The sequence below is a fragment of the Hydrogenophaga sp. genome (assembly GCF_028698005.1).
GTDB lineage: Bacteria > Pseudomonadota > Gammaproteobacteria > Burkholderiales > Burkholderiaceae_C > Hydrogenophaga.
The window spans coordinates 12,889-29,512 of sequence record NZ_JAQVEJ010000023.1; the positions used below are offsets into that span (position 1 = coordinate 12,889).

Consider the following 16,624-nt stretch of genomic DNA (forward strand, 5'->3'; position numbering starts at 1 on the left):
CCCTTCACCACCCTTCAGCGCGCCAGCAGATCGGCCAGCGACAGATAGGGAACGAGATCGCCGTGCCGGATCGTGGCGCCAGCGGGATTGTCCACCAGGCCGTCCGCCCAGACGGTGGACGTCAGCACGCCCGAGCTCTGGTTGGGGTACAGGTCCAGACCACCATTGGCGTTGCGGCGCACACGCAGGAACTCGCGCCGGCGGTCGGCCTTGGCGACGCTGAAATGCGCCGGCAGCATCACCGGCCGCACGGCCGGCTTCCAGTAGCGCTCGGCCGCACCCTGGAGCTTGAGCAGGAACGGCCGCACCAGCATCAGGAAGGTCACGAAGCTGGACACCGGGTTGCCCGGCAGGCCGATGAAGTGGCAGGGCTGCGCCTGGCTGGCACCCGCGCCGGCATCGCGGCGGATGGTCCCGTAGGCGAACGGTTTGCCCGGCTTCATGGCAATCTGCCACAGATCGAGGCTGCCCAGCGCCTGCACGGCGGGCTTGACGTGGTCTTCCTCGCCCACCGATACCCCGCCACTGGTCAGGATCAGGTCGTGGTGATCGGCGGCCGTCTTGAGCGCGGCCAGCGTCGCCTCGCGGCGGTCGGGCACGATGCCCAGGTCGCTGACCTCGCAGCCCAGACGCTGCAGCAGCACGCGCAGGAAGAAGCGGTTCGAGTTGTAGATGGTGCCCGGCTTCATCTCGGACGGCGGCAATTCGCCGGGCATGACCAGCTCGTCACCGGTGCTGAACAGGGCCACGCGCGGGCGCGCCTGCACCTGCACCCAGGCACGGCCGATGCCGGCGGCCAGGCCGATGGACGCGGGCCCCAGGCGCTCGCCACCGGACAACACCACGGCGCCACGGGTCACGTCCTCGCCGGCGCGGCGGATCCACTGCCCAGGCCGGGGCACCACGTCGATGTGCACGGCGTGCAGGTCACCGCCGACTTCGCGCGTGTCCTCCTGCATGACCACGGCGTCCGCCCCCTCGGGCAGCGATGCGCCGGTGAAGATCCGCGCGCAGGTGCCCGGCTGCAGCGGGGCTGCCTCGTGACCGGCGGCAATGCGCTGCGACACGGGCAGCACGACGCCGGCTTCGGTCACGTCGGCCAGACGGACCGCATAGCCGTCCATGGCGGAGTTGTCCTGCGGCGGTACATGCAGTTCGGAAACCAGGTCCTCGGCGAGCACACGGCCATCGGACGCCAGCACCGGCACCTGCTCGACCTGCGTGAGCGGCTCGACACGGCCCAGCAGATCCGACAGTGCCTCGTCGAGCGCCATCATGGGGGGGCGGGGTCGTGGTGCGTTCATGGTCCGGTTCTGTCAGTCCCTGCAGTGGTCGGCGATGTAGCGCTGCACGGCGGCCACATCGGGGGCCATCACCTGCACGCGCTTGGGCAAGTCTTCGATACCGACAAAGCGCGCCGGCCGATCAGGCTCGCGGTCCAGCGCCTCCCGGATGGTGTCGGCGAACTTGATCGGCAGTGCCGTCTCCAGCACCACCACCACCTCGCCGGCACGACGACGCTCGCGCGCGACCTTCACGCCGTCGGCGGTGTGGGTGTCGATCATCGTACCGAAGCGCTCCCAGGTATCCTTGATCGTCATCAAGCGGTCGGCATGGGTGCTCTTGCCGCTGACGAAACCGTAGCGCGCAGAGGCCTCGGCAAATACCGGCTCGCTGCCCAGGTCGAAACGGCCCTCGCGCGCGAGCTGTTCGCCGAACAGCGCCCGGGTACGGCCGGCATCGCGGCCAAGCAAGTCGAACACGAAACGCTCGAAGTTGCTGGCCTTGGAGATGTCCATCGACGGGCTGGACGTCTCGTACGTGTCGGCGCTGCCGCGCACGCGGTAGGTGCCGGTGCGGAAGAACTCGTCGAGCACGTCGTTCTCGTTCGTGGCCACGATCAGGCGGTCGATGGGCAGGCCCATCTGGCGTGCCACGTGGCCCGCGCAGACGTTGCCGAAGTTGCCGCTGGGCACGCAGAAGCTGACCGTCTGGTCGTTGGACGTGGTCGCCTGGAAGTAACCGGCGAAGTAGTACACCACCTGCGCCAGCAGGCGCGCCCAGTTGATCGAGTTGACGGTGCCGATCTTGTACTGGCGCTTGAACGCCAGGTCGTTGCTGACCGCCTTGACGATGTCCTGGCAGTCGTCGAACACCCCCTCGACCGCGATGTTGTGGATGTTGGCGTCCTGCAGGCTGAACATCTGGGCCTGCTGGAACGGGCTCATGCGGCCGTGCGGGCTGAGCATGAACACGCGCACGCCCTGCTTGCCGCGCATCGCGTACTCGGCCGCACTGCCGGTGTCACCCGACGTGGCGCCCAGGATGTTGAGCTGCTCGCCGCGGCGCCCCAGTTCGTATTCGAACAGGTTGCCCAGCAGTTGCATGGCCATGTCCTTGAAGGCCAGCGTCGGCCCGTTGGACAGCGCCTCCAGGTAAACGCCCTCCTCCAGCCGCTTGAGCGGAACGATTTCCTTCGTACCGAACACCTCGGCGGTGTAGGTCTTGCGGCACAGGGCACGGAGGTCGTCGGCGGGGATATCATCGATATAGAGCGACAACACCTCGAAGGCCAGCGCGGCGTAGCCCTCGTCGGCCAGCACGCGGCGCCAGCGCGCCAGGGTCTCGCCATCCACCTGCGGATAGGCTTCGGGCAGGTACAGCCCGCCGTCGGGCGCCAGGCCTTCGAGCAGGATTTCGCAGAAGCGCTTGCGCTCCGGGTGGCCGCGCGTGGACAGGTACAGCATCAGTTCAACTCTTCCTTGCGGATGCGGGTGATCGGCGCCAGCACGCTCGGCAAGGCTTGCATCTGCGCGATCGCCTCGTTCATCGTACCTTCGCGCGTGTCATGCGTCAGGATGATCAGATCGGTGGAGGTCGCACCCTCGCCGCCCACCTGGTCGGCCTCGCGCTGCAGCACGGCGTCAATGCTGATGCCTGTGCCGGCAAGCAGGCCGGTCACCTGGGCCAGCACGCCGGCCTGGTCGGCCACCCGCAGACGCAGGTAGTAGCTGGTAATGACCTGCTCCATGGGCAGCACACTCACATCGCGCATCTGCCCGGGCTGGAAGGCCAGGTGCGGCACCCGGTGCTGCGGATCGCTGGTCGCCAGGCGCGTGACATCCACCAGGTCGGCGATCACCGCGCTGGCCGTGGGTTCGCTGCCGGCCCCCTTGCCGTAGTACAGCGTCGTGCCCACGGCATCGCCATTGACCACCACCGCATTCATGGCGCCTTCGACGTTGGCAATCAGGCGCTTGGCCGGCACCAGGGTCGGGTGTACGCGCAACTCGACGCCCTCGCCTTCACGCCGCTTGGTGATCCCCAGCAGCTTGATGCGGTAGCCCAACTGCTCGGCGTAGCGGATGTCGGTGGCCGACAGCCGGGTAATGCCCTCGACATATGCCTTGCCAAACTGCACCGGTATGCCAAAGGCAATGGCGCTCATGATGGCGGCCTTGTGGGCGGCATCCACGCCCTCGATATCGAACGTCGGGTCGGCCTCGGCATAGCCCAGGCGCTGGGCCTCCTTGAGGACCACGTCAAAGTCCAGGCCCTTGTCGCGCATCTCGGACAGGATGAAGTTGGTCGTGCCGTTGATGATGCCGGCGATCCACTGGATGCGGTTGGCCGTCAGCCCCTCGCGCAGGGCCTTGATGATCGGGATGCCGCCGGCGACGGCCGCCTCGAAGGCCACCATCACGCCGTGCGCGGATGCGGCCTCGAAGATCTCGGTGCCGTGCACGGCCAGCAGCGCCTTGTTGGCCGTGACCACGTGCTTGCCCGCAGCGATGGCCTCGAGGACCAGCGCCTTGGCGATGCCATAGCCACCGATCAGCTCGATGACGATGTCGATGTCGGGGTTGGCGATGACCTCGCGCGCGTCGCCCACCACCCGCACACCATCGCCCACCACCGCCTGGGCGCGTGCGGTGTCCAGATCGGCGACCATGGTGATCTCGATGCCGCGGCCGGCACGGCGGCGGATTTCCTCCTGGTTGCGCTGCAGCACGTTGAACACGCCGCTGCCCACGGTGCCGATGCCCAGCAGGCCTACTTGAATCGGTTTCATGATGATGGATCGCTCGTCAAAGATACCTCGGCGACCGGTGCGCGATCGCCCTCGTTGGTCAAAAATGCTCAGGCGGCGGTGCCACGCCGCCGGCGGTACTGTGCCAGGAAATCGGCCAGACGCCGGATCGCCTCCCGCAGGTCTTCCTCGTGCGGCAGGAACACGATGCGGAAATGCTGGTTGTCCGGGAAGTTGAAGCCCGACCCCTGCACCAGCATCACGCGCGTGGCACGCAGCACTTCCATGAAGAACTGGCGGTCGTCCTCGATCGGGTAGATGGCCGGATCGAGGCGGGGAAACATGTACAGCGCCGCCTGCGGCTTCACGCAACTGACACCGGGGATGGCGGTGATCAGCTCGTAGGCCAGGTCGCGCTGGCGGCGCAGGCGCCCGCCTTCCCTGACCAGGTCGTTGATGCTCTGGTAGCCGCCCAGCGCCGTCTGGATCGCATGCTGGCCCGGCACGTTCGACCCCAGTTTGAGGTTGGCCAGCATGTTCAGGCCTTCGATATAGTCGCTCGCGTCCGCCTTGGGACCGGAGACCACCATCCAGCCGGCCCGATAGCCGCACGAGCGGTAGGCCTTGGACAGCGAATTGAAGGTGAGCGTGAGCACATCGGTCGACAGGCTGGCCATCGCAGTGTGCTTCACACCGTCGTACAGGACCTTGTCGTAGACCTCGTCCACCAACAGCACCAGACCATGCTCGCGCGCGATCTGGACGATGCCGAGCAGCAGGTCGTCGGGATAGAGCACGCCCGTCGGGTTGTTCGGGTTGATGACGACGATGCCGCGCGTGTGGGGCGTGATGCGCGCGCGCATGTCGTCCAGGTCCGGCAGCCAGCCGTTGTCTTCGCGGCAGGTGTAGTGCACCGGACGGCCGCCCGCCAGACTGGTGACGGCTGTCCACAGCGGGTAGTCGGGCGCGGGGACCAGCAGTTCATCACCTTCGTCGAGCAAGGCGTTGGTGGCCATCTGGATGAACTCGCTGGCACCGTTGCCCAGGTAAATATCGTCCAGGGTGACCCCGGCAATGCCCTGCTGCTGGGTGTAATGCATCACCGCCTTGCGCGCGGAAAAGATGCCGCGGCTGTCCGAATACCCTGCCGAATCGGGCAGGTTGCGCGCCATGTCCTGCACCACCTCCTCGGGCGGATCAAAGCCGAACGGCGCCATGTTGCCGATATTGAGCTTGATGATCTTCTGGCCCTCGTCCTCCATCTGCTTGGCCGCGTCCACGATCGGGCCCCGGACATCGTAGAGAACGTTGTTGAGTTTGGCGGACTTGCGGATGGTCTTCACGGTGCCTCCAGGCACGGATACAAGCAGGGATATGCGGGGTGGAACGGGCGGGCATGGCGGGCCGACGCTATATTACGCAGGCCTGCGCGGGAAAACCTGCAATTTGAACACAGATCGCTGGCGCCATCGTGCCGCGCCAGCACCGTCGCCGGGTCACGCCAGCCATGAAACTCCACGCCGACCGCCCCGACCAGTTCAGCATCACCGCCTACGGGCCCGGCTGGATCGCCGTCAATGGTGAACGCCACTCGGGTGCCCTGCTGCTGTCGGCCTTTGCCGGCGTACGCCCCTGGGCCTGCCCCCGCTTCGAGGACCTCGCCGCCGGGCATTTCGAGGCGGTACTGACGCTGGACCCCGTCCCGCCGGAGGTGGTGCTGTTCGGCAGCGGCTCGCGCCTGCGCTTCGCCCACCCGGCCCTGCTGCGCCCCCTGTTCGAGCGGCGCATCGGCGTCGAAACCATGGACACCGCCGCCGCCTGCCGCACGTTCAACATCCTGGCTGCCGAGGGGCGCAGCGTGGTCGCGGCCCTGTTCGTGGACTGAGCGCCTGACGGGCACCGTGACCAATCCCCTGCGAGGGGTATTCATTCGGGGTAAAATAGCAGATTGCTTCCTGCCGTGCAGCCAGCCCGGAACACCCGGTGTTACCACGGTCGCCGTGCACGACGCAATCGGGAAGCCAACGAATCACCACTTACTTACGTCAGGGGCACTCGCAGCATGGCAGTCGTTGTCAACAAACCCATTCCCGAATTCGAAGCCCAGGCCACCGGCGGCATCAAGGTCAGCCACCAGTCGCACCTGGGCCAGACGCTGGTGCTGTATTTCTACCCCAAGGACAACACACCCGGCTGCACGACCGAGGCCATGCAGTTCCGTGACAAGTACAAGGACTTTGTCAAGGCCGGCGCCCAGGTGTTCGGGGTGTCGCGCGACAACATGAAATCCCACGACGATTTCAAGGCCAAGCTGGAACTTCCCTTCGAGTTGATTGCCGACACCGAAGAGAAAATGTGCCACATGTTTGGCGTCGTCAAAAACAAGATCATGTACGGCAAGAAGGTCAAGGGCATTGAGCGCAGCACCTTCCTGATCGGCCCCGACGGCGTGCTCAAGCAGGAGTGGCGCGGCCTGAAGGTGCCCGGCCACGTCGAAGAAGTCCTCAAGGCGGTCAAGGCCCTGAAGAAGGCCGCCTGACCCGCTGCCGCTCCCTGGCAACGGCACGTCACACCGGGGAGCCTGTTGTCCGCCACAGGCGTCGTGCATAATGGCTCCATGACTTCAGGAAGCCGCTCAGCTCCTCGTTGCATTGCCATCCGCACCGCCGTCCCGAAAGCCGCCCGGTCTCCCTGGCGGCTTTTTGTTTTCTGGCTCTCACGCTGAACCGCTGCGCCCATGCCCCTGCCCCCCGCACCCAACAAACGCGCCACCCTGCTCGCTCCCGAGTTCTATCACCTCAAGGCCGCGGCCGACCCACGGGACACCGTCGATGAACGGGAACCGGCTGAGCGGGTCGATGGGCAACCCATGACGGAAGCCCCGGCTGCCACGGCACGCCCGCGCAAACGCCAGACACCGGTGGCCACCGCACCAACTGCACCCCGGGCCAGAGGCACGCGCCGGGCTGGCACGGCACCCGCCGAGAACGAAAAGACCGCGGACACGGCGGAAAACCGGCCGGCGGTGCCCACGCCACCGCCCTCGCCCGCCCAGCCTCCGGCGGCCCGCACGCACGAGACCCGCGCTCGCCCGGTGCGTGGCGGCCGGCAAGGACCGGCGCGCCTGTTCGTCCTCGACACGAACGTGCTGTTGCACGATCCGACCAGCCTGTTCCGCTTCGAGGAGCATGACATCTTCCTGCCGATGATCGTGCTCGAAGAGCTCGATGGTCACAAGAAGGGCATGACCGAGGTGGCCCGCAACGGCCGACAGACCAGCCGCACGCTCGACGCCCTGGTGGCCCAGGCCGGCGGCGACATGGCCAAGGGTCTCAAGCTCTCGGCCACCGGTCACCAGGCAGCCCGCGGCCTGCTGTTCTTCCAGACCGAGCCGCTGACCGACGACCTGCCGGCCAGCCTGCCCCAGGGCAAGGCCGACAACCAGATTCTGGGCGTCGTGCATGCGCTGCGCCAGAAATTCCCGCAGCGCGAGGTCATCCTGGTGTCCAAGGACATCAACATGCGCGTCAAGGCGCGGGCGCTGGGCCTGGCCGCGGAGGACTACGAGAACGACAAGACGCTGGACGACGGCGAACTGCTGTATTCAGGCTCGCTGGCCCTGCCGCAGGACTTCTGGACCCGCCAGAGCAAGACCATCGAAAGCTGGCAGAGCGGCAGCCACACCTACTACCGCGTCAGTGGTCCGGCGGTGAGCCAGTTGCACATCAACCAGTTCGTCTACTTCGAAGCACCGGGTGAACCCTCGCTTTATGCCCGGGTCACCGAGATTCGCGACAAGACCGTGGTGCTGCGGACGCTCAAGGACTACACCCACCTGAAGAACGCCGTCTGGGGCGTGACCAGCCGCAACCGCGAGCAGAATTTCGCCCTGAACCTGTTGATGGACCCGGAGGTCGATTTTGTGACCCTGGCGGGCACGGCCGGCACCGGCAAGACGCTGATGGCGCTGGCCTCGGGCCTGACCCAGGTGCTGGACGACCGGCGCTATACCGAGATCATCATGACCCGGGCCACGGTCAGCGTGGGCGAGGACATCGGTTTCCTGCCTGGTACCGAGGAAGAGAAGATGGGCCCCTGGATGGGCGCACTCGACGACAACCTCGAGTTTCTGGCCAAGGGTGACGGCGGCAACGCCGGCGAATGGGGGCGCGCCGCCACCAACGAGCTCATCCGCAGCCGCATCAAGGTCAAGAGCATGAACTTCATGCGCGGGCGCACCTTCATGAACAAATACGTCATCATCGACGAGGCGCAGAACCTCACGCCCAAGCAGATGAAGACGCTCATCACCCGCGCCGGCCCGGGCACCAAGATCATCTGCATGGGCAACCTGGCCCAGATCGACACGCCCTACCTCACCGAAGGCTCATCGGGCCTGACCTACGCCGTGGACCGCTTCAAGGGCTGGCCGCACAGCGGCCACATCACCCTTGCCCGCGGCGAACGCTCGCGCCTGGCCGACTACGCCAGTGAAGTGTTGTAACTCCCCCCTGCGCGGCGTCAGCCGCGCAGGGGGGTGATCCTAGAAATCATCGCCCATGCCCGCCAGGGTCTCGAAGCGGGTCAGCATGTTCAGGAAGGCGAGCTTGACGGTGCCGGTGGGGCCGTTGCGCTGCTTGCCGATGATGATTTCGGCCACGCCCGGTTCCTTGCAGGTTTCGCGGTTGTAGTACTCGTCGCGGTAGATGAACATGATGATGTCGGCGTCCTGCTCGATGGCGCCCGATTCACGCAAGTCGGACATCATGGGGCGCTTGTCGGTGCGCTGCTCCACCGAACGGTTGAGCTGCGACAGCGCGATCACCGGGCACTGCAGCTCCTTGGCCAGCATCTTCAGACCGCGGGAGATCTCACCCAGCTCGGTGGCGCGGTTGTCGCTGCTGTCCGCATTGGAGCCGCTCATGAGTTGCAGGTAGTCGACCACGATCAGGCCGAGCTTGCCGCACTGGCGCGCCAGGCGGCGCGCGTTGGCGCGCAGTTCACCGGGCGTCAGGCCCGGCGTTTCGTCGATGAACAGCGAAACGTTGCGCAGCTTCTCGATCGCTTCGGTCAGGCGTGGCCACTCGTCGTCGGTCAGTTTGCCGGTGCGCAGGTGCCCCTGGTTGATGCGGCCGATCGAGCCGACAACACGCACCGCCAGTTGCGCCGCCCCCATTTCCATCGAGAACACCGCCACCGGCAGGCCCTCGTTGAGTGCCACGTGTTCGGCGATGTTGATCGCGAAGGCGGTCTTGCCCATCGACGGCCGCGCCGCCAGCACCACCAGGTCACCCGCCTGCAGACCCGAGGTCATGCGGTCCAGGTCGATGAAGCCGGTGGGCACACCTGTCACGTCGTTGGGGTTGTCGGCCATCTCCTGGACACGGTCGAGCAGGTCGACAACCAGCTTGTCCATCGACTGGAAGCCCTCCTTCATCCGCGAACCTTCTTCGCCGATCTTGAAGATCTTCTGCTCCGCCTCGTCCAGGATCTTGGCCACCGGCCGCCCTTGCGGGCTGAACGCCGCCGTGGCAATTTCGTCGCTGACCGCGACCAGCTTGCGCAGAATGGCCCGCTCGCGCACGATCTCGGCGTAGCGCCGGATATTGGCGGCGCTGGGCACATACTGCGCCAGCGAATTCAGGTATGCCAGGCCACCGGCCTCGCCGGCCTTGCCCTGGTTCTGCAGGTGCTCGAACACCGTGACCACATCGGCCGGCTTGCTGGCATTGACCAGCGCCGCCACCGCCGAAAACACCAGCCGGTGCTCGTAGCGGTAGAAATCGGAGTCATTGACCAGATCGGCCACGCGGTCCCAGGCACCGTTGTCCAGCAGCAGGCCACCCAGCACGCTCGACTCGGCCTCGATCGAGTGCGGCGGCACCCGCAACTGGGCGATCTGACGGTCCACACCGGCAGCGCCGGGATCGAAGCCGGGATCGAAAGGAGACAGGTCACTCGAAAAAACGTCGGACATGGCGTCAGGTCAAAAGCACATGACATGGTAAGGCGCGAAAGGCCCCCTGTCATGGGACAAGTCTGTGGATAAGCGGTGCATCCGGCGTGCGCAAGCTGTGCAGCGACAACCGGCCGGCAGGACCCCACGCGCCACCGGCGCGGGTCACGGATCCGCCAAGGCGTCGCTTGTTGATGCGGGAGCCTGGCAGCAAAAACCGCGCCCAAAAACAAAGGCCGCCAGCCCGAAGACTGGCGGCCCTGGCGGTGAACGCGTCCTGTTACGCGGTCTCGCCCAGCACCGACACGCTGACGTCAACCGTCACGTCGGTGTGCAGGTGCACCTGAACGGTGTAGTCACCGACCAGCTTCAGCGGGCCGTTGGGCATGCGCACTTGCGACTTGGCCACTTCGAAGCCCAGCTTGCCGAGCTCTTCAGCGACGTCGTGGTTGGTGACGGAGCCGAACAGGCGGCCATCCACGCCAGCCTTCTGGGTCAGCTTGACGGTGGTGGCGGCGATCTTCTCACCCAGGGCCTGGGCCTCGGCCAGCTTGGCAGCCGCCACTTTTTCGAGTTCGGCGCGGCGGGCCTCGAAATCGGCGATGGCATCCTTGGTGGCGCGGCGGGCGCGGCCGGTGGGGATCAGGAAGTTGCGGGCGTAGCCGTCCTTGACCTTGACCACATCACCCAGGCCACCCAGGTTCAGGACTTTGTCGAGCAGAATGATTTGCATGATGTCAGCTCCCTTTTCAGACGCGGTGCTGGTCGCTGTAGGGCAACAGGGCCAGGAAACGTGCGCGCTTGATGGCCGTGGTCACCTGGCGCTGGTAGATGGCGCGGGTGCCGGTCAGGCGGGCCGGGATGATCTTGCCGTTTTCGGCGATGAAATCGCGCAGGGTGTCGATGTCCTTGTAGTCGATTTCTTCCACGCCGGCCACGGTGAAGCGGCAGAAACGCTTGCGCTTGAAAAGCAGCGATTGGGTGTTGCGCTTGGGGCGCCGGTCTTTGTTGAAACGCTTGGGTGCAGCCATGATGGGCCTTTCCTATGTCTTGCTGAATGCTTGGATATGGAACACGACGCCTTTGCCGTTGCGGGCATTGCCCAGAAATCCCTCGAACTCCGCCTGCATTGACAGCCCTTGCCGGGCCATCGTCTCGGCCATGGCGCCAAAAGCCACGGCCCGCAGCTGGAGCTTGACGGTTCTGGGGGTGTCCAGCTCGGTGACCACCGATTCGTGCTCCAGCACGAGGTTGATGGCCGGGATGCCTGCCGGGGTGTAGCGCAGGTTCTGCACCTGCACCACCGACGCGGTCAGACGAAGCTGGTTCACCCGCTCAGCCGAGGCGGCCGCCGCCTCAGGCGGAGGCCTGCTCCTGCTGGGACTTGCGGGCTTCTTCGCGCTCGACCGACTTCATCATCGAGGAAGGACCGGTTTCGGCCTTCTTCTTCTGCACGGTCAGTTGGCGCAGCACGGCATCGTTGAACTTGAAGGCGTGTTCCAGCTCGCTCATCACGGCCTGGTCGGCCTCGATGTTCAGGCACAGGTAGTGGGCCTTGGACAGCTTGTTGATCTGGTAGGCCAGCTGGCGGCGGCCCCAGTCTTCAACGCGATGGATCTGGCCGCCACCGGCGGTGATCATGCCCTTGTAGCGCTCGAGCATGGCCGGGACCTGCTCGCTCTGATCCGGGTGGATCAGCAAGATGATTTCGTAGTGACGCATGAACTCTCCTTGTGGATGGAAAAAACCGCCCCCGGCGTCAAACGGAGTGCGGCAAGGCAAGCCTTTTATTTTAGCAACATTTCGGCAGCAAAGATAGGCCGGGTCATCAGCCCCTGGCGTCACCCGCCTCGAGCGGGTAGCGCACACGCTCGACCAGGCGCCGAACCGCCCGGTCCGGCGGCCGGGTAACCAGGCTGACACCGATGATCACCGCAAAACCCAGCGGCACGCCGAAGATGCCGGCAGAAATGGGCTGAATCCCCCACCAGAGATCGACCGGCGACGTAATGCCCAATGCACCACGCAGCCAGGCCTGGTTCATGACCATGTAGTACATCGTGATGCCCAGACCCGCCATGATGCCCAGCGAAGCCGCGATGCCGGTGGTGCGCCGCCAGAAGATGCCCAGCACCAACGCCGGAAAGAAGGTGGCCGCCGCGATGGAAAACGCCGCCGCCACCAGAAACAGGATGTCAGCCGGTTTCTGGGCCGCCACGTAGGCGGCCAGCAGCGTCACGATCAGCAGCAGCACCTTGGAGATGATGACGCGGCGCGCCGTCGCGGCATTCGGGTCGATCATCTTGTAGTACAGGTCGTGACTGAGCGCGCTGGAGATCGTCAGCAGCAGGCCGTCGGCGGTGGACAGCGCCGCCGCCAAGCCCCCGGCAGCGACGAGGGCCGAGACCACATTGGGCAGGCCCGCGATCTCGGGCGTGGCCAGCACCACGATGTCGCCATCGATGCTCAGTTCGTTGAGCTGCAGGATGTGATCGGCGTTGATGTCGGTCACGGACAGCAGCGACGGATCGACCGCCTGCCACGATTTCACCCACGATGGCAACTGGTCGATCGGCATGCCCACCAGCACATGGAACACCTCGAACTTGACCAGCACCGCCAACGCGGGTGCCGTCACGTACAGCAGGAAGATGAACAGGATGGACCAGACCATGGAGTGGCGGGCCCCCCGGACACCGGGCACGGTGTAGCAACGCGCCAGGATGTGCGGCAAACCGGCCGTGCCGACGACCAGGCAGAAGACCAGCGCCAGGAAATTGCGCCGCGACACGTCATACAACGCCTGATCGGCGGGGTCACCCTCCGGGTCACCCCGGAAGTGCTGCCCGTGTGGTGGCATGCCGTTGAGGGGCTGCGCCTTGGCCTGCGCCTGGTGCATCGCCTCCGACCATTGGCGCCGGGCGGAATCGGCATCCCTCGGCAGCATGCCCAGGTTGCGTTCGGCCTCGGCCACCTCGGCCAGTGGTGCCTCGGCCGCCAGCAGGCGGGCCAGATGATCCTGTGCGGCCTGGCGCTGGGCGGCCAGTGAAGCGGCCGGATCGACGAGCTTGGCCGACAGCTCCTCGGCACGCGCGGCGAACAGCCGGCGCACTTCCTGCTCCTTGGGGTCGTCGGTCAGTTCCTTTTCCTTGGCCGTCACCTTCTCCAACTGGTACCCGTAGATCGCCTGCGGCACCGGAATGCCGGTCTGCTTGACGGACAACCAGACCACGGGAATCAGGTAGGCGATGATCAGAATGATGTACTGGGTCACCTGCGTCCAGGTCACCGCCCGCATGCCGCCCAGGAAGGAGCACACCAGGATCCCGCCCAGACCCAGGAAAATGCCCAGCTCAAAGGCGACGCCGATCAGGCGCGAGGTGATCAGGCCCACGCCGTATATCTGCGCCACCACATAGACGAACGAACACAGAATGGCAGCCACCACGCCGAGAAACCTGGGCAGGTGGCCACCATAGCGTTCACCGAGGAAATCGGGGATCGTGAACTGGCCGAACCGGCGCAGGTAGGGCGCCAGCAGCAAGGCGACCAGGCAGTAGCCGCCGGTCCAGCCCAGCACGAAGGCCAGGCCGCTGTACCCCGTCAGGTACAGCGTGCCCGCCATGCCGATGAACGATGCGGCCGACATCCAGTCGGCACCAACGGCCATGCCGTTGTATATGGCCGGCACCCGCCGGCCCGCGACGTAGTACTCGGTGGCGTCGGTGGTGCGGCTCATGAGGCCGACGGCCGCGTACAGCGCGATGGTCGCCAACAGAAAGACAAAGCCCACGACGTCGCGCGGCAGGCCCAACTGCTCCAGTACCCCGAGCAGCAGGACAAAGGCCAGGAACCCGATCGTGAACCACGCATAGATCCGGTCGAGCTGGTGCTTGAACCGGCGCTGGTCTGCGGCGGGTGTGTGTGCGTCGGGCGTCTCGTGCATGCCCTCAGTCCTCGTGCGCACCGAACCGCTCATCGAGCCGATCCATGTACCAGGCATAAAAACCGATGATCAGCACGTACACCAGCAGCGCGCCCTGTGCCCCGATCCAGAAACTGAATGGCCAGCCAAAAAAACGGAAACTGAGCTCACGGGCAAAAAACGCCACGACGAAGGTGACCAGGAACCAGACCGCGAGCAGCCAGGCCGTGACCCGCAGACTGCTGCGCCAGTGGCGGCTGCGATGGCGCTCTTCCCTGCCGTCGATGTCTGCTTCTTTGTCCATCTTCTTATCCGTGTGATTCCGGCCGCAGCCGTGCCCGCCTCTCAGGACGCCGACAACCCGGTTTCGCTCTCCAGTTGCGCGGCCACCTGTGGCTCGAACTGTCTCAGGTGGCCAATGATCTGGCGCGCTGCCTCGGGATCGTTGCGATCGACATGGACCCTGGCCAGCTGGTACCAGCCGCAGGGATTCATGGGCTGCAATGCCACGTTGCGTCGCAGGGCCGCCGCCGCATCGTCCCAGCGTCGCTGGCGGATCAGGCACAGGCCCAGCCCATACCACGCCCGATCAAACCCGGGGTCGATCGCCAGCGCGCGCCGGAACGCCGCCTCCGCCGCCTCGGCCTGCCCGCACGCCTCCCGCACGAACCCCAGATTGAACCAGTCCGGCGCCTGCGCCGGACGGCACCGGACGAGCCGCTCGAAGTCGGCGCGCGCCGCGTCCGTCCGCCCGCAGGACGCCAGCACATGGGCCCGAGACGCCAGCGCGCCCGCATCGGCCGGATCGGCCCGCAACCGGGCATCCAGACACGCCAGGGCACGCTCGCGCAACCCGAGGGCCAGCAGGCACCGCACCTGCCCATGTGCCCACCACCGGCGCACGCCCGACATCACCGGCACAGATGCACCCCGATGTCCAGGCAGTGGGCGATCTTGGCCCAGACGGCCCCCAGCCAGACGAAGACCAGCCACAGAAAGGCCACCGCCGGCACATGCCGGTCCAGCACGATGCGCGGTGTGAGCCAGCGGGTCAGACGCACGAAGGGAAAGCTGACTTGCCGCAGCAACTGGTACACCAGGTTGTCGCCGCGCCGCGCGCCGGCCAGCAGGCCCAGCACACCCTGCCCGAGCAGCGCCATCAGCGCAATCTCGGCAACCAGCTTGATGGACGATATGAGCAGCAACATCCGAAACCCCGACGAATGGGCCTATTCTTGGCCGTTAGCTGACCGTTTTCTTACGGCCAGCCCTGAACATCGCAACATGGATCGAATACTGCCCGCACAACCCCCACCCCCTGTAATATCGCCCGAGCTTTCTTGATACAGATCAAACCGGTTCCACGGCACGCCAACCCATACGCCGCCAGAACCTCAACATAATGGTCCATCCTACACCCACCCGCCCATGACCGATCTGACTCTGCTGGCGAGCCACCGCGTGTTCAAGCACCTGCCGGCCCCTGAGCGCCAGTCGCTCATGGCACAGATGCGCATCGATCAACACCCGGGTGGCGCCGACATCGCGGACGGCGGGGCCATGGATGACACGGTGTTCTGGATGATGTCGGGACAGGCGGCCATGGTGGACGCAGAAGGGCGTGTCCTGTTCGAGCTGGGTAGCGGCGAACTGTTCGGTGCCGGATTCGGCCCCGGTCTGGCGGTCCATAAAGCAGTGGCCGTAACACCGTCCCGCGTCGCCACCATCGCCGCCACGGCGCTGAGCGAACTGGCCGACCGCGCCCCCGCATTGCGGCACTTCCTGCCGGCGACACTGCTGCAGACCCACGGCGCTCCCCCGCCAGGCGATGCGGCCGGCAGCGGGCGCGATCCGGCCCTGAACCTGATGACCATGCCGGTCCACGCGCTGATCAAGCGCCCGCCCGTCACCCTGGGGCCGGACACCCCGATCCGGGATGCGGCCCGGCTCATGAACGAGCAGCGTGTGTCCTCGGTGCTGATCACCCAGCAGGATCTCCTGTTCGGCCTGGTGACCGACAGAGACCTGCGCAACCGGGTCATCGCCGCCGATCTGGATACCCGCCGACCGATCGCCGACATCGCCACCCTGGCACCGATGACGATCGAGGCGCGTCACCCCGCCTTCGACGCCCTGCTGCTCATGGCCCGGCACAACATCCACCACGTACCCGTTCTCGATGGTCAGCGCATCGTGGGGATGATCACCGCCACCGACCTGACCGAGCAACACAGCACGTCGGCCGTGTACCTGGTCGGTGATGTGTACAAACAACAAGACATCGACGGCTTGCGATCGATCAGCGCCAGGATCGCGACGCTGCAACGCAACCTGGCCGCTGCCGAGGCCTCGGCCTACAGCACCGGGCACATCATCACGGCCATCACCGATGCCATCACGGTACGGCTGCTGCAACTGGGCGAGGCCCGCTTCGGTCCCGCGCCCGTCCCCTACGTCTGGGTGGCGGCCGGCTCGCAGGCCCGCAGCGAACAGACCGCCAAGTCCGACCAGGACAACTGCATGGTGATCGACGACCGCTACGACCCGTCGGCACACGGTGCGTATTTCAGCGACCTGTCCCGCTTCGTCTGCGATGGCCTCGACGCCTGTGGCTATGTGCACTGCCCCGGCGAGATGATGGCCATGACCGACCAGTGGCGCCAGCCCCGGCGCAAATGGGCCGAGTATTTCTCGCGCTGGACCGGGGAGCCGG

General features: G+C 66.0%; 17 protein-coding genes. 4 read left to right on the top strand and 13 right to left on the bottom strand.

Annotated features, from left to right (window positions below):
* Window positions 1-14 precede the first annotated feature (14 nt).
* The 4 genes from glp to PHQ87_RS04240 all read right to left on the bottom strand — a co-directional run bounded on the left by glp (window position 15) and on the right by PHQ87_RS04240 (window position 5,373).
* The gene (gene glp, locus PHQ87_RS04225) at window positions 15-1,304 is read right to left on the bottom strand and encodes a gephyrin-like molybdotransferase Glp (protein ID WP_300231591.1); all 1,290 of its coding nucleotides are present in this window, start codon (window positions 1,302-1,304) and stop codon (window positions 15-17) included.
* Between the two features lie 12 nt (window positions 1,305-1,316).
* On the bottom strand, window positions 1,317-2,747 hold the full coding sequence (thrC, locus tag PHQ87_RS04230; RefSeq protein WP_300231592.1) for a threonine synthase: 1,431 nt from the start codon (window positions 2,745-2,747) through the stop codon (window positions 1,317-1,319).
* Window positions 2,747-4,072 carry a homoserine dehydrogenase gene (locus PHQ87_RS04235; protein ID WP_300231593.1) on the bottom strand — a complete coding sequence of 442 codons (1,326 nt, stop codon included), beginning with the start codon at window positions 4,070-4,072 and terminating at the stop codon, window positions 2,747-2,749. Before PHQ87_RS04235 ends, thrC begins: the two co-directional genes overlap by 1 nt.
* Before the next feature lie 68 nt (window positions 4,073-4,140).
* Window positions 4,141-5,373: a pyridoxal phosphate-dependent aminotransferase gene (locus PHQ87_RS04240; RefSeq protein WP_300231595.1), complete on the bottom strand. Its 1,233-nt coding sequence runs from the start codon at window positions 5,371-5,373 to the stop codon at window positions 4,141-4,143.
* A gap of 164 nt (window positions 5,374-5,537) precedes the next feature.
* Here PHQ87_RS04240 and PHQ87_RS04245 point away from each other — a divergent pair, with 164 nt between their 5' ends.
* The 3 genes from PHQ87_RS04245 to PHQ87_RS04255 all read left to right on the top strand — a co-directional run bounded on the left by PHQ87_RS04245 (window position 5,538) and on the right by PHQ87_RS04255 (window position 8,534).
* The gene (locus PHQ87_RS04245; protein ID WP_300231597.1) at window positions 5,538-5,915 is read left to right on the top strand and encodes an Mth938-like domain-containing protein; all 378 of its coding nucleotides are present in this window, start codon (window positions 5,538-5,540) and stop codon (window positions 5,913-5,915) included.
* A 177-nt stretch (window positions 5,916-6,092) separates the two neighbouring features.
* Window positions 6,093-6,569, top strand: a complete 477-nt coding sequence (locus PHQ87_RS04250) for a peroxiredoxin (protein ID WP_300231599.1) — start codon at window positions 6,093-6,095, stop codon at window positions 6,567-6,569.
* Window positions 6,570-6,767: 198 nt separating this feature from the next.
* Window positions 6,768-8,534, top strand: coding sequence for a PhoH family protein (locus tag PHQ87_RS04255; RefSeq protein ID WP_300231601.1), 1,767 nt, complete (start codon window positions 6,768-6,770; stop codon window positions 8,532-8,534).
* A 39-nt stretch (window positions 8,535-8,573) separates the two neighbouring features.
* Here the strand turns inward: PHQ87_RS04255 and dnaB are convergent, their stop codons facing one another.
* From dnaB to PHQ87_RS04300, 9 genes are all read right to left on the bottom strand, one after another.
* Window positions 8,574-10,007, bottom strand: a complete 1,434-nt coding sequence (gene dnaB / locus PHQ87_RS04260) for a replicative DNA helicase (protein WP_300231602.1) — start codon at window positions 10,005-10,007, stop codon at window positions 8,574-8,576.
* Window positions 10,008-10,266: 259 nt separating this feature from the next.
* Window positions 10,267-10,719: a 50S ribosomal protein L9 gene (gene rplI / locus PHQ87_RS04265; RefSeq protein WP_300231603.1), complete on the bottom strand. Its 453-nt coding sequence runs from the start codon at window positions 10,717-10,719 to the stop codon at window positions 10,267-10,269.
* Window positions 10,720-10,735: 16 nt separating this feature from the next.
* Window positions 10,736-11,017, bottom strand: a complete 282-nt coding sequence (gene rpsR / locus PHQ87_RS04270) for a 30S ribosomal protein S18 (RefSeq protein WP_300231604.1) — start codon at window positions 11,015-11,017, stop codon at window positions 10,736-10,738.
* A 12-nt stretch (window positions 11,018-11,029) separates the two neighbouring features.
* Window positions 11,030-11,317 carry a primosomal replication protein N gene (gene priB, locus PHQ87_RS04275; protein ID WP_300231605.1) on the bottom strand — a complete coding sequence of 96 codons (288 nt, stop codon included), beginning with the start codon at window positions 11,315-11,317 and terminating at the stop codon, window positions 11,030-11,032.
* Window positions 11,318-11,342: 25 nt separating this feature from the next.
* On the bottom strand, window positions 11,343-11,708 hold the full coding sequence (gene rpsF / locus PHQ87_RS04280) for a 30S ribosomal protein S6 (RefSeq protein WP_300231606.1): 366 nt from the start codon (window positions 11,706-11,708) through the stop codon (window positions 11,343-11,345).
* 106 nt (window positions 11,709-11,814) lie between these two features.
* Complete coding sequence (locus tag PHQ87_RS04285) at window positions 11,815-13,932, bottom strand: cation acetate symporter (RefSeq protein ID WP_300231607.1); 2,118 nt, start codon at window positions 13,930-13,932, stop codon at window positions 11,815-11,817.
* Window positions 13,933-13,936: 4 nt separating this feature from the next.
* Window positions 13,937-14,215 (bottom strand): DUF4212 domain-containing protein, encoded by a 279-nt coding sequence (locus tag PHQ87_RS04290; protein WP_300231608.1) that lies wholly within the window; start codon window positions 14,213-14,215, stop codon window positions 13,937-13,939.
* Between the two features lie 41 nt (window positions 14,216-14,256).
* Window positions 14,257-14,787 (bottom strand): tetratricopeptide repeat protein, encoded by a 531-nt coding sequence (locus PHQ87_RS04295; RefSeq protein ID WP_300231610.1) that lies wholly within the window; start codon window positions 14,785-14,787, stop codon window positions 14,257-14,259.
* 35 nt (window positions 14,788-14,822) lie between these two features.
* Entirely contained in the window at window positions 14,823-15,119 is a 297-nt protein-coding gene (locus PHQ87_RS04300; RefSeq protein WP_300231612.1) for a hypothetical protein, read from the bottom strand.
* A gap of 220 nt (window positions 15,120-15,339) precedes the next feature.
* On the opposite strand from PHQ87_RS04300, the gene PHQ87_RS04305 reads away from it, so the two are divergent.
* Window positions 15,340-16,624, top strand: a 1,285-nt coding sequence (locus tag PHQ87_RS04305) for a DUF294 nucleotidyltransferase-like domain-containing protein (protein ID WP_300231614.1), incomplete at its 3' end; no start/stop codon positions are given.

Coding starts and splice junctions, on each gene's coding strand:
- thrC (WP_300231592.1), bottom strand. CDS start 2,747: ATGCTGTACCTGTCCACGCGCGGCCACCCGGAGCGCAAGCGCTTCTGC.
- PHQ87_RS04250 (WP_300231599.1), top strand. CDS start 6,093: ATGGCAGTCGTTGTCAACAAACCCATTCCCGAATTCGAAGCCCAGGCC.
- dnaB (WP_300231602.1), bottom strand. CDS start 10,007: ATGTCCGACGTTTTTTCGAGTGACCTGTCTCCTTTCGATCCCGGCTTC.
- rpsR (WP_300231604.1), bottom strand. CDS start 11,017: ATGGCTGCACCCAAGCGTTTCAACAAAGACCGGCGCCCCAAGCGCAAC.
- PHQ87_RS04285 (WP_300231607.1), bottom strand. CDS start 13,932: ATGCACGAGACGCCCGACGCACACACACCCGCCGCAGACCAGCGCCGG.
- PHQ87_RS04290 (WP_300231608.1), bottom strand. CDS start 14,215: ATGGACAAAGAAGCAGACATCGACGGCAGGGAAGAGCGCCATCGCAGC.
- PHQ87_RS04245 (WP_300231597.1), top strand. CDS start 5,538: ATGAAACTCCACGCCGACCGCCCCGACCAGTTCAGCATCACCGCCTAC.
- PHQ87_RS04255 (WP_300231601.1), top strand. CDS start 6,768: ATGCCCCTGCCCCCCGCACCCAACAAACGCGCCACCCTGCTCGCTCCC.
- rplI (WP_300231603.1), bottom strand. CDS start 10,719: ATGCAAATCATTCTGCTCGACAAAGTCCTGAACCTGGGTGGCCTGGGT.
- glp (WP_300231591.1), bottom strand. CDS start 1,304: ATGAACGCACCACGACCCCGCCCCCCCATGATGGCGCTCGACGAGGCA.
- PHQ87_RS04235 (WP_300231593.1), bottom strand. CDS start 4,072: ATGAAACCGATTCAAGTAGGCCTGCTGGGCATCGGCACCGTGGGCAGC.
- rpsF (WP_300231606.1), bottom strand. CDS start 11,708: ATGCGTCACTACGAAATCATCTTGCTGATCCACCCGGATCAGAGCGAG.
- PHQ87_RS04300 (WP_300231612.1), bottom strand. CDS start 15,119: ATGTTGCTGCTCATATCGTCCATCAAGCTGGTTGCCGAGATTGCGCTG.